This window comes from Ramlibacter sp. (assembly GCF_035655895.1).
Classification (GTDB): Bacteria; Pseudomonadota; Gammaproteobacteria; order Burkholderiales; family Burkholderiaceae_C; genus Ramlibacter.
The window spans coordinates 461372-473691 of sequence record NZ_DASRTN010000006.1 but is presented as its reverse complement, the minus strand read 5'-3'; the positions used below and the strand labels follow the sequence as shown (position 1 = coordinate 473691).

Annotated in this window: 9 protein-coding genes; 2 read left to right on the top strand and 7 right to left on the bottom strand. The window is 73.6% G+C overall.

Features of this window, described 5'->3' with window-relative positions; translation table 11 throughout:
- Positions 1-46 precede the first annotated feature (46 nt).
- On the top strand, positions 47-1498 hold the full coding sequence (locus VFE82_RS05345) for a DegQ family serine endoprotease (RefSeq protein ID WP_324999208.1): 1452 nt from the start codon (positions 47-49) through the stop codon (positions 1496-1498).
- Between the two features lie 26 nt (positions 1499-1524).
- Here the strand turns inward: VFE82_RS05345 and VFE82_RS05340 are convergent, their stop codons facing one another.
- The 7 genes from VFE82_RS05340 to VFE82_RS05310 form a co-directional block, all read right to left on the bottom strand.
- Positions 1525-3048 carry a hybrid sensor histidine kinase/response regulator gene (locus VFE82_RS05340; protein WP_324999207.1) on the bottom strand — a complete coding sequence of 508 codons (1524 nt, stop codon included), beginning with the start codon at positions 3046-3048 and terminating at the stop codon, positions 1525-1527.
- Positions 3049-3167: 119 nt separating this feature from the next.
- The gene (locus tag VFE82_RS05335) at positions 3168-3902 is read right to left on the bottom strand and encodes an aspartate/glutamate racemase family protein (protein WP_324999206.1); all 735 of its coding nucleotides are present in this window, start codon (positions 3900-3902) and stop codon (positions 3168-3170) included.
- Positions 3899-4879, bottom strand: coding sequence for a Bug family tripartite tricarboxylate transporter substrate binding protein (locus VFE82_RS05330; RefSeq protein ID WP_324999205.1), 981 nt, complete (start codon positions 4877-4879; stop codon positions 3899-3901). Before VFE82_RS05330 ends, VFE82_RS05335 begins: the two co-directional genes overlap by 4 nt.
- Before the next feature lie 85 nt (positions 4880-4964).
- Positions 4965-6122: a mandelate racemase/muconate lactonizing enzyme family protein gene (locus VFE82_RS05325; RefSeq protein WP_324999204.1), complete on the bottom strand. Its 1158-nt coding sequence runs from the start codon at positions 6120-6122 to the stop codon at positions 4965-4967.
- 112 nt (positions 6123-6234) lie between these two features.
- On the bottom strand, positions 6235-7128 hold the full coding sequence (locus VFE82_RS05320; protein ID WP_324999203.1) for a LysR family transcriptional regulator: 894 nt from the start codon (positions 7126-7128) through the stop codon (positions 6235-6237).
- Positions 7129-7151: 23 nt separating this feature from the next.
- A complete protein-coding gene (locus VFE82_RS05315) occupies positions 7152-9383 on the bottom strand; it encodes an ATP-binding protein (protein ID WP_324999202.1) in 2232 nt (743 codons plus the stop codon).
- Positions 9384-9442: 59 nt separating this feature from the next.
- On the bottom strand, positions 9443-10618 hold the full coding sequence (locus tag VFE82_RS05310; protein ID WP_324999201.1) for a DNA topoisomerase IB: 1176 nt from the start codon (positions 10616-10618) through the stop codon (positions 9443-9445).
- A gap of 166 nt (positions 10619-10784) precedes the next feature.
- Between VFE82_RS05310 and VFE82_RS05305 the strand changes: the two genes are divergently transcribed.
- Entirely contained in the window at positions 10785-12275 is a 1491-nt protein-coding gene (locus VFE82_RS05305) for a PAS domain-containing sensor histidine kinase (protein WP_324999200.1), read from the top strand.
- Positions 12276-12320: the final 45 nt, after the last annotated feature.

Sequence of the window (12320 nt, the reverse complement as noted above, 5' to 3'; positions counted from 1 at the left end):
GCCGACAGTGAGGGTGAACGCAACCCATCACCCGGAGGCAACCACCATGTCCAAGTTCACCAGCAAGGCCGCGCCGCTCGCCCTGGCCATCGCGGCCGCCGGCTTCGGCGGCGCGGTCGGCAACGAGCTGCTGCACCACCCGGCACAGGCCCAGTCCGCCGGCGCGGCCGCCGCGCCGGTGCCGGCGGTCCCCGCCGCGACCACCCTGCCCGACTTCGCGCGCATCACCGACCGCTACGGCCCGGCCGTGGTCAACATCAGCGTGAGCGGCATGCGCAAGGCCTCGGCGGAGGATCTCGATCCCGAGGGCGCGGCCGATCCCTGGGAGCTGTTCCGCCGCTTCCAGCAGGGCCCGCAGGGCGCGCCCCGCAACGTGCCGGTGCGCGGCCTCGGTTCCGGCTTCATCGTCAGCCCCGACGGCCTGATCCTCACCAACGCCCACGTGGTGGCGGACGCGAGCGAGGTGACCGTCAAGCTCACCGACCGCCGCGAATTCCGCGCCAAGGTGCTGGGCAGCGACCCGAAGACCGACGTGGCGGTGCTCAAGATCGAAGCGCGCGGCCTGCCGGTGGTGCAGCTGGGCGACGTCAAGGCGCTGCGGCCCGGCGAATGGGTCGCCGCGATCGGCTCGCCGTTCGGGTTCGAGAACACGGTCACCGCCGGCGTGGTGAGCGCCAAGGGCCGCACGCTGCCCGACGACAGCGCGGTGCCGTTCATCCAGACCGACGTGGCGGTCAACCCCGGCAACTCGGGCGGCCCGCTGTTCAACGCCCGCGGCGAGGTGGTCGGCATCAACTCGCAGATCTACAGCCGCTCGGGCGGCTACCAGGGCGTCTCGTTTGCGATCCCGATCGACGTCGCGACGCGGGTGCAGCAGCAGATCGTGGCCACTGGCAAGGTGCAGCATGCGCGGCTGGGCGTGTCGGTGCAGGACGTGAACCAGGCGCTGGCCGACTCCTTCAAGCTGGACAGCCCGCGCGGGGCGCTGGTGGCCGGCGTGCAGAAGGGCAGCCCGGCCGAGAAGGCGGGCCTGCAGCCGGGCGACGTGATCCGCGAGGTCGACGGCCAGCCGGTGGTGGCCTCGGGCGACCTGCCGGCGGCGATCGGCCTGGCACGGCCCGGCGACAAGGTGCGGCTGCAGGTGCTGCGCCAGGGCAAGTCGGTCGAGCTGACCGCGGCCCTGGCGGCTGCCGACGACAAGGTGGCCGCTGCCGCGGCCCCGGACGCCGCACCACAGGGCCGGCTGGGGCTGGCGCTGCGTCCGCTGGACCGCGACGAGCAGCGCGAGGTCGGCTCGGCCGGCCTGCTGGTGGAGGACGTCAGCGGCGCTGCAGCCCGCGCCGGCGTGCAGCCGGGCGACGTCGTCCTGGCGATCAACGGCACCCCGGCCCGCGACATCGCCCAGGTGCGCTCGGCGGTGGCCAAGGCCGACAAGACGGTGGCCCTGCTGATCCAGCGCGGGGACGACAAGCTGTTCGTTCCCGTGCGGCTGGGCTGACCGCCACCCGCCGCACGGCCCGCGCGTCATGGGGCGGCGCGGGTCCCCTCCTGCGCGGCCAGGGCCACCAGCCGCGCCACCTGGTCGGGGTCGATCGGCTTGACCAGGTGGTGGTCGAACCCCGCTTCCGCCGCCCGCCGCAGGTCTTCGGTGCGGCACCAGCCGGTGGTCGCGATGAGCACGGCCGCGGGCACCAGTTCGCGGATGCGGCGCGCCGCGGCGTAGCCGTCCAGCCGCGGCATGCCGATGTCCAGCAGCGCCACCGACGGCTGGAAGCGGCCGGCCAGGTCGACCGCCTCCAGGCCGTCGGACGCCGTGCAGACCTCGTGGCCGAGCACCTCAAGCAGCACCGACAGCGTCTGGGCCGCGTCATGGTTGTCGTCGGCAATCAGGATGCGCACGCCGCGCGAGCCCGGCGGCCGGGGCGCCGGCGGCAGGTTGGGCAGGACCTCCTCGTCCTGCAGCAGGGGCAGCCGCACCACCACCTCGGTGCCGGTGCCGGGGCCGTCGGAGCTGGCGTCGACGCTGCCGCCGTGCATCTCGATCAACCCGCGCACCAGCGCCAGGCCGATGCCCAGGCCGCCCTGCGCCCGGTCGCGCGCGGGCACCGCCTGCGCATAGAGCCGGAACAGGCCGGGCAGCACGGCGGGATCGATGCCGATGCCGTTGTCGCGGATGCGGACCACCGCCTGGGCGTCCTCGACCGCCGCCGACAGGCAGATGCGCCCGCCCCGGTCGGTGTACTTGGCCGCGTTGTTCAGCAGGTTGGCGAACACCTGGCCCAGGCGCGGGCCGTCGCCGTCGACCAGCAGCGGCTCGGACGGCAGCCGGACCTCGAAGTCGTGGCCCTGCGCGTCGAGCAGGGGCCGGCTGGTCTCGATGGCGCGTTCGAGCGGGACGGCCAGGTCGAGGCGCTCACGCCGCACCTCCAGCTTGCCGCGGGTGATGCGGGTCAGGTCCAGCAGGTCGTCGAGCAGGCGCGCCATCTGCTCGACCTGGCGCTCGATGATGCTGCGCGCCCAGGTCGAGCGCGCATCGTCCTCGCGGCAGACCTTGAGCACGTGCACCGCATTGCGGATGGGCGCCAGCGGGTTGCGCAGCTCGTGCGCCAGCACCCCCATGAACTCGTCCTTGCGGCGGTCGGCGATGCGCAGCGCCTGGTCGCTGCTGCGCCGCTCGTGCACGTCGACGCAGGTGCCGACCCAGCCGCGCACCCGGCCGTCGGCCTCCACGTCCGGCACGGCGCGGACCTCGCAGCGCCGGTAGCGGCCGCTCTGGGCATGCCACACCCGCGCCTCGGCCACGTACATGCTGCGCTGCTCCCGGGCGGCCAGCCAGGCCCGCCAGATCGAAGACAGGTCATCCGGGTGCAGGGCCCGCTGCCAGCCGAGCCCGCGGTGGTCGTCGGCGTGCTGCCCGGTGTAGGCCGCCCAGGTGGGCTGGTTGGTCGTGAAGCAGCCGTCGGCATCGGTGATCCAGACCATCGAGGCGGCAGAGCGCGCCCGTGGCTCGAATCGCGATTCGGTGGCGGTGGCGGTGGCCCCCTGCATGTCTGACCTCCTGCGGACTTTGGATCCGTGGTCGAGCCACTATAGGCGGCCCGGCATGACGGCAGCAAGTCAACGGTAGGTGCAAAGGCCAAAGAAAACCGGCGCGGCCTCCGAACGGTTCAGCTGGCGGGCGGCTCGGTCCGCTCGAACAACCGGCCGTGGCCGGGGGAGCACGGGTCGGCGCCGGCCAGACGGACCACGTCCCAGAACCCGGCGGGCGAGCTGGCGGTGACCGGCACGCCGAACCGGTCTTCCAGCCGGCGGATCGCCTCCAGCGTCAGCAGGCCGCCACAGGAGATGAAGATGCCGTCGGCGCCGGGCGAGCGCTCCCAGGCCCGGCTGGCCAGCGCCACCAGCGTGCCGGTGGACACCTGCCGGATCTCGTCGATGCCGGTCATGGGCAGGCTCTCCAGGGCCGTGACCGTGAAGCCCGACCCTGCGAGGTACTCGACCAGCCGCTCGTTGAGCTCATCGATGTAGGAGGTGGCGATCGCCACCCGCCGGATGCCCAGCTGCCGCAGGGCCCGGACGATGGCGTGGCTCATCGTCGTGCAGGGCACGCCGGTCACCTCGGCCATCGCGGCGCGCAGCGTTTCGGTGAAGCCGGCACCGCGGTAGAAGCTGATCGAGGTGCCCATCAGCGAGATGATGTCCGCGCCGGCCCGGCGCAGCTCGCGCGCGTGCTCCAGCACGCCATCGATCACCGGATTGAAGCCGTCGGGGGCCACCGCGCCGATGCCGAGCCCCCGCGCCAGGAAACGCACCCGGCCCTGGTAGAGCAGCGGTCCGTCGTCGGGCACCCGGCCGTCGGCCGGCGGCACGATCAGGCCCACGGTCGGCACGCGCGCCGTCATTCCAGCGTGACCTTCTGCTGGCGGATCACCGCGGCCCAGTCGGCCGACTCGCGCGCCATCGCGGCGGCCAGCGCGGCCGGCGGCAGGTAGGCCGGCACGGCACCCTGCTGGGCGGCGGCCTGCGCGAGGTCGGCGCCGGCCAGCACGGTGCGGATCGCGTCGTTCAGGCGCTCCACCACCGGGGCCGGCGTGCCCGCGGGCGCGAGCACGAAGATGCGCGGCGCCACGTCAAAGCCCGGCAGCGCATCGGCCAGCGCGGGCACCTGCTCGGCACCCGGCAGCTTGGCCGTGCTGAGCAGCCCCACCGCCCTCAGCCGGCCCGCCTTGGCCTGCGCCAGCCCGGCGGCCGCGCTGACGACGCCGAAGGGCACCTGGCCGCTGATGACGTCGGGCACGATCTGGGCGGCACCGCGGTACGGGATGTGGAGGATGAACGCACCGGTGCGCGCCTTCAGGATCTCCATGCCCAGGTGGTGCACGGTGCCGACGCCCGAGGTCGCGTACGAGTAGTGGCCGGGCCGCGCCCTGACCAGCGCGATGAAGTCCTTCGGCGTGGCCGCCGGCACCTCGTTGTTCGCCACCAGCAGGAGCGGTACCTGGAACGCGCCCGCGGCCGGCGTGAACGAGGCCACCGGATCGAACGGCAGCCGGGTGCCCAGGTGCGGCGCCAGCAGCATCGCGGTCTCGCCCACCAGCAGCGTGGTGCCGTCCGGCGCCGCCTTGGCCACCGCGTCCGCCGCGATCGCGCCGGTCGCACCCGCGCGGTTCTCGACGATGACCTGCTGCCCCAGCAGGGCCGGAAGCCGGGTCGAGAGCATGCGCGCCACGGCGTCGACGCCGCCGCCGGCGGCGTAGCCGACCAGCATCCGGACCGGGCGGGCCGCCGCCGTGCCCTGCGCGCGCGACCAGGGCGCCGCCAGCGCGAGGGCGCCGCCGAGCACGCTGCGGCGGCCGATGGTGGAAGTCTTCTGGTTCACTCTGCTTGTCTCCTTGTCGTTGTCCTTGTGCTTGTCCTTGTCCTGCTTCGCCATCCCGCCGCGTCCGCCGGCGCCCGCGTCGCGGTCAGGCCTTGCCCACCCCGCGCGAGCCGGGCCGCCGGGCCAGCTCCCGCACCCGTTCGCGGTTCGGGCGGAAGCCCAGCCCCGGTGCCTGCGGCAGCGTCAGCACGCCCTGCTGCGGCTCGGGCAGACCGTCGAACACCAGCTTGCAGCACTCGACGGCGACCGAGTGGTACTCGACCAGCGAGCCGTTGGCCAGGCCGGCATGCAGGTGCATGTTGTGGTGCGGCCAGGCACCGCCGTTGGCGAACTGCGCATTGAAGGCCGCCGCCAGCCCGGCGATGCGCTGGCACTGCGTGAAGCCGCCGGTGATGCAGGCATTGGGCTGCACCACGTCGACGGCCTGCGCCGCCAGCAGATCGCGGAAGCGGCTGGCGAGCACCTCGTTCTGGCCGGCCGCCAGCGGAATGCGGGTGGCGGCGCGCAACTTGGCCAGGTTGCCGACGTCGTTCTGCGCCACCGGCTCCTCGAAGAAGGTGATGCCGAACGCCTCCAGCCGCTGCGCCAGCCAGTGCGCGTGCAGGTAGTCGAGGCTGCAGTTGGCGTCGATGAACAGCTGCACGTCGGGGCCGACCGCCTCGCGCACGGCGCGCACGCGCTGCACGTCCTCGGCGATCACGTCCCAGGGATTGCGCGGCTCGTCCCGGCGCTGCAGCGCGTGGTGGCCCACCGTCATCTTCAGGCGGCGGAAACCGCGCTCGACCCACGCGCGCGCGGCCGCCGCCAGTTCGTCGCGCTCGTAGAAGGCGAACCCGAAGGTCGCGTAGACCGGCACCTGCTCGCGCGCGCCACCCAGCAGCCGCCAGCAGGGCTGGCCCAGGATCTGGCCCTTCAGGTCCCACAGGGCCAGGTCGATCGCGGCGATCGCGTGGCCCGCGTAGCCCGACTGGCCGCGCGGCGTGAGCAGCCAGTAGAGGCGGTCCCAGGCCTGCTCGTGGCGCAGCGGATCCAGGCCGACCAGGGCCGGGCCGGCGATCTCGTTGACGATGCTGCCGATCACCTCTTCCTCGGTGATGGCGGTCATGCCGGCGCCGACCCAGCCGTCGTCGAGTTCGACCTCGACCAGGCACAAGGACAGCGAGGTGGACTTCGCGGCGCCCGAGGGCGACGCCATGGTGACGGGCAGGTTCAGGGGGGTGGCACGGACGGCGGCGATCTTCATGGCGGACGGCCGCGGCGCGGCAGGAACGATGCCGCCAGTCTTGGCGAGCAGGCCGCGGCCGGCAAGCCGTTGCGGCGAACGCGGCTTTCGCGCCAGGCGAAAGCCCGCCGCCTCAGCCGCCCGCGTCCTGCCGCAGGGCCTCGACCAGGGTGCGGGCGGCTTGCGGCGCATCGTGCCCGGTGCGCAGTGCGAGGTAGTTGGTGCGCTGCACCCAGGGCTCGTCGATCGGCACCACCGTGATCGGCAGGCAGGCCAGCTGCGGCGCCAGCGCCTCGCGCGGGAGCACTGCCACGCCAAGGCCGGCGGCCACCATCCGGCAGGCGGCGTCGAAGCTGCGCATCTGCATGGCCACCCGCACCGGCCGGCCCAGCGCATCGGCCGCGTTGAAGAGCCGCTTGGAGACCGCGTTGGCGCCTTCCAGCACCACGAAGTCCTCGTCCAGCAGCTCCGGCAGCCGGACCTGCCCGCGGCCGGCAAGCCGGTGCGCGTGCGGCACCACCAGGCCCAGGGCATCCCGGAAGAACGGCACGAACTCCAGCCCCTGGGTCGGGGTGGCCGCGTCCACCACGCCGACGTCGGCGCGGCCGTCCATCAGCTGCCCGAGGATGTGCGGCGTCATCCGCTCTTCCAGCTCGACCTGGATGCGCGGGTGCGTGCGCCGGAAACGCTCCAGCCGCGCAGGCAGCACTTCCAGGATGGCCGAGGCATTGGCCAGCATCCGCACGCTCCCCGCCAGGCCCTGGCCCCAGTCGCGCAGGTCCGTCGCGAGCCGGTCGGCCTCGCGCAGCAGCGACGCCCCGCGCTGCACCAGCAGGCGGCCCGCCGAGGTGACCTCGACCCCGCGCGGCGAACGCTCGAAGATCCGCACGCCCAGTTCGGCCTCCAGGGCCGAGATGCGGGCACTGGCCGCGGCCACGGCCAGCTGCAGCCGGTCGCTGCCCGCGCTGATGGAGCCGGACTCCGCCACGGCGAGCACCACGCGCAGGGTGAGCAGGTCCAGCGGCATGCCTTGGTCGTGCGTGCGCCGCCTCAGGCCGGCGGTGCCTCGCGCGCGGTCAGCGCGTTGAGCACGCCGCGCAGGAACTCCGGTGCGACCGGCTTGGTCAGGTGCAGGTCGAAGCCCGCCTCGTAGGCGGTGCGCTGGTCCTGCGGCTGGCCGAAGCCGGTCAGCGCCACCAGCCGCAACGGCCTGGGCAGGGCCAGCCCCCGCAGGCGGCGCGCGACCTCGTAGCCGTCGATGTCGGGCAGGCCGATGTCGACCAGCGCGATGTCGGGCGGCCAGTCCCTGGCCAGCTGCACCGCCGGCAGGCCGGCCGGGGCGGACCGCACCTCGTGGCCTTCCAGTTCCAGCAGCGCCTCCAGCATCTGCCGGCCGTCCTCGTTGTCCTCGACCAGCAGCACGCGCCGGCCTTCGGCACGGGCGCTGGGGGGCGTGGCGCCCACCGCCGGGTGGTCCGGCGCGGCCGCCAGCGGCAGATGCACGGTGAAGCAGGCGCCCTGCCCCGCGCCCTCGCTCGCGGCGTTGACCTGGCCGTGCTGCAGCTCCACCAGGCGGCGCACCAGGCTCAGGCCCAGGCCGATCCCGCCGTGCGGGCGGTCGACGCGCTGCTCGCCCTGCACGAACAGCTCGAAGATGTGCGGCAGGTCCTGGGGCAGGATGCCGTGCCCGTGGTCCCGGACCTGGAGCACCGCATGCCCGTCGTCGGGCCACACCCGCACCTCGACCAGGGCGCCGGCGGGCGAGAACTTGTTCGCGTTGTCCAGCAGGTTGGCCAGCACCTGCTCCAGCCGGGCCCGGTCGCCTTCGACCCACGCCGTGCTGGCGTCCACCCGCACCCGGCCGGCACGGCTGCGGCCGGCCTGCTGCCAGGTCTGGACGACGCGCTCGGCCAGGGCGCCCAGATCGAGCCGCTCCAGCTGCAGGGTGACCTTGCCCATCGCCAGCCGGCTCACGTCCATCAGGTCCTCGACGAGCCGCGTCATCTGGCGCGCCTGCCGCTCGATCACCTCGTGCGCCCGCGTGGCATCGGCGGCGCCGGGGCTGGACAGCCGCAGCACGTGGGCCGACGCCGTGATTGCGCTCAGCGGGTTGCGCAGCTCGTGGCCCAGCATCGCCAGGAATTCGTCCTTGGCCTTGTCGGCGGCCCGCAGCGCCTCGCGCTCGCGCCGGCGCAGGGACTCGCGCTCGGCCAGGGCCTCGTCGGCCTCGGCCAGCGCCGCCGCCACGGCGCGCACCTCGGCCACCGGGGCGCTCGCCTGCACCCCGGCCAGGTCCTCGGCCAGGCGGCGGTGGCCGAGGCCGCGTGCGGCCCGCGCCAGCCGCGCGATGGGCTCGGCGATGCGGCCGGCCAGCCAGGACGCGAAGCCCAGCGCCAGCAGCAGGGACAGCAGCGTGCCCGCGGTGGTCCACGCGGCCGCGCGCCAGGCGGCGCTGTGCACTTCGGCGGTGGGGATGGCCACGCCGACCGACCACCCCGTGAACGTGGACGTCATGTGGGCGGTGTAGGTGTCGCGCCCCTCCAGCGTCTGGCCGCGGTACCAGCCCTCGGCCCCCGAGCGGATCGCCTCCTGCAGGCGGACCGACGCGCGCCCGGGCAGCGGGGCCTCGGGCACCCGGGCGATGAAGTTGCTGTTGGCATCCACCAGGCCGAAGGCCCAGCTCGACGGATATTCCTGCAGACTCATCAGGGGCACCAGGGCCTGCGGCTGCAGAACGAACTGCAGGACCCAGGGCGGCCCGGAGCGGTGGGGCACCGCGATGCGCACCGGAATGCCCAGGCGGGCGCCCAGCGGTCCGCGCGAGATGTTGCCGACCGCGGGCTGCCCGGTGGCCACCACCCGCTGGATGAACGGCAGCTCCTCGGGCCTGGCTTGCGGCAGCGGCGCCGCGCCCGAACGGTTCATGTTGACCAGCTGCTGCCCCTGGACATCCAGCAGGATGATGTTGAGCCAGTCGGGCTGGGTGGCCAGCACCCGGCGCGCCTGGACCGCGAAGCCGCGCAGATCCTCGGCTTCGAGCTGCTCCGAGGCGGCCAGCGCCCGCAGGGTGGCGATGTGGCCCTGGAGCTTGGCGTCGACCGCCGCCAGGAAGGTGCGGTTGCGGGCCTGGGCGACGGCGCGGTAGTTCTCGCGCTCGTGCTGCAGGATGAACCAGCTCAGCACCCAGGCCAGCGCCAGCACGGGCACCAGGCTGCCGGCCGCCAGCAGCAGGAGCCTGGAGCGCAGTCGGGGTGGCCGGAGCGGGCGGGCGGGCCGGGGCATGCGGGCCAGTGTACGCGGCAGTGCCGCCGCCCTCACCGCCCGGACGAGGCGGCGCCGCGTCAGGGGGTAGCGGTGGCGCGGGCGCTGGCGGGCTTGCGCCTGCGTGCCGGCTTGCCGCGTTCCTTCAGCGCCACCAGGCTGTCCGCGAGGCGGCCCTCCAGCGTGCGCGACAGCCGGGCCTGCAGCAGGGCCAGCACCGCGCTTTCCTCGGGACGCAGCGTCGCCGCCTTCTCCAGCGCGCCCTCGACCTCGCTGCTGATCTCGAGCAGGAGCTCGCCCTCGGCGTGGGCCTGCAGCACTTCCGGGTGGACGTAGCACTTGCGGCAGATCGCCGGGGTGTTCCCCAGCCGGGTCGCGACGCGCTCGATGGCCGCGCGCACCTGCTTCTTGGCCGCCGCCTGCGTGTCGGCGCGCTCGACCTCCTGCAAGGCCAGCGCGGCCATCACGGTCCCGGCCCAGGTCCGGAAGTCCTTGGCCGTGATGTCGCGGCCGGTGATCTCGCGCAGGTAGGCGTTGACGTCGGACGACGTCACCTCGCGCAGCTCGCCGGACTCGTCGCGGTACTGGAACAGGCGCTGGCCCGGCAGCTCCTGGCAGGCGCGCACGACCTTCGCGACGCGGCGGTCCTTCAGCTGCAGGTTCCAGGTCTTGCCGCTCTTGCCCTTGAACTGGAAGCGCAGCTGCGCGCCTTCCACCGCGACATGGCGGTCGCGCAGGGTGGTGAGCCCGTAGCTCTTGTTCTCCTTGGCGTAGTCGTCGTTGCCCACGCGGATGAGCGTGCTCTCCAGCAGGTGCACCACGGTGGCGAGGACCTTCTCCCGCGGCAGGCCGCGCAGGGCCATGTGGGCCGAGACCGCGTCCCGGATCGCCGGCAGCGCCCGCGCGAACTCCATCATGTGGCCGTACTTGGTCTCGTCGCGCACTTCGCGAAAGCGCGGGTGGTAGCGGTACTGCTTGCGGCCGCGGGCGTCGCGGCCGGTGGCCTGCAGGTGGCCGTCGGGGGAGGTGCAGATCCACACCTCGGTCCAGGCCGGCGGGATGGCCAGCTTGCGGATCCGCTCCAGCGTCTTGTCGTCGGCCACCGTCTGGCCGTTCGGCTTGCGGTAGGCGAACCCCTCGCCCTGCGCCACGCGAGCGATGCCGGGCTGGTCGTCACCGACGTAGCGCAGGCCCGCCGATCGCGCGGCCTCCTCGGGGTCCGCGGCGGGGCTGTCGTCCTGGGTGTCGTCCTGCATGCATCCGTCCGTCGATGCGGCATCGTGGACCATCCCGGCGAGCGCAGCGGTAGGACAGAGGCGGCGCCACGGCGGGTGCGTGGCCGACAGGCCACACCGTCGCGCTCCACTGGTGGATCGGGCGGCCGATAATCCATCGTCAACTTCACGTTCCACGTCCTTCCGTTTGACCCCGCCCACCACCTCCCTGTCGACCGAGCGCCGCCTGCAGCTGCTGATCGATGCGGTCGTCGACTACGGCATCTTCGTGCTCGACGTGGAAGGACACGTGGTGTCCTGGAACAGCGGCGCCGAGAAGCTCAAGGGCTGGCGGCGCAGCGAGATCGTCGGCCGCCACTTCTCCATCTTCTACCCGCCGGAATCGGTGGCCACCGGCTGGCCGCAGGAGGAACTGCGCCGCGCCACCCGCGACGGCCGCTTCGAGGACGAGGGCTGGCGGGTCCGCAAGGACGGCACCCGGTTCTGGGCCAACGTGGTGATCACGGCGTTGCGCGAGCCCGAGACCGGCGAGCTCACCGGCTTCGCCAAGGTCACGCGGGACCTCACCGAGCGCCGCGCCCACGAGGAGGCCCTGCGCGCCAGCGAGGAGCGCTTCCGGCTGCTGGTCGACAGCGTGCGCGACCACGCGATGTTCATGCTGGACCCGCAAGGCCAAGTGCGCAGCTGGAACGCCGGCGCCCAGGCCACGCTCGGCTACACCGCCGACGAAATCGACGGCCGCCACTTCAGCCTGTTCTTCCTGCCCGCCGACGTGGAGCGCGGCCGGCCGGACGCGGAGCTGCAGGCAGCCCGCCGCGACGGCCGCTTCGAGGAAGAGGGGTGGCGGGTGCGCCGCGACGGCAGCCGCTTCTGGGCGCACGTGCTGGTGACGGCGATGTACAGCCGTGGCGGCCAGCTCGTGGGCTTCGCCAAGGTCACCCAGGACCTGTCCCGGCAACGCAAGCTGGAGGACCTGGAACATTCGACGCGGCGCATGAACGAGTTCCTGGCCATGCTGGCGCACGAGCTGCGCAACCCGCTGGCGCCGATCCGCAACGCGGTCACCCTGATGCAGCTGGACAAGTCGCTGCCCCCGCCGCTGACGCGCGTGCGCGACGTGATCGACCGGCAGGTGAGCCAGTTGACACGGCTGGTCGATGACCTGCTGGACGTCTCGCGCCTGACCACCGGCAAGATCCGGCTGCAAACGCAACGGGTGTCGCTGAGCGAGGTGGTCACGCGCAGCATCGAGACCCTGCGTCCGGTGATCGAGGCGCGCCGCCACGAACTTGTCGTCGACCTGCCGACGGGCGACGCGCTGCCGGTCGACGGCGATGCGACACGGCTGGCGCAGGTGGTGCAGAACCTGCTGGCGAATGCGGCCCGCTACACGCCGGATGGCGGGCGCATCCGCGTGGCCGCGCGCCGCCGGGGCACGGACCTGGAGGTCATCGTCCAGGACAACGGCCGCGGGATCGCGTCGGAGGAGCTGGAACGCATCTTCGAGCTGTTCACCCAGGGCGAGGCGGGCCAGCTCTCGCCCACCGACAGCGGGCTGGGGGTCGGCCTGGCGCTGGCCCGGGAGCTGGTGCGGATGCACGCCGGCAACCTGTCGGTGCACAGCGAAGGCCAGGGCCATGGCGCGGAGTTCACGGTCCGCCTGCCGGCCCCCCGCTGACCCGACCGGCCCGCCGGCACAGCCCCCGCCAGCGCCTCGAGCCCG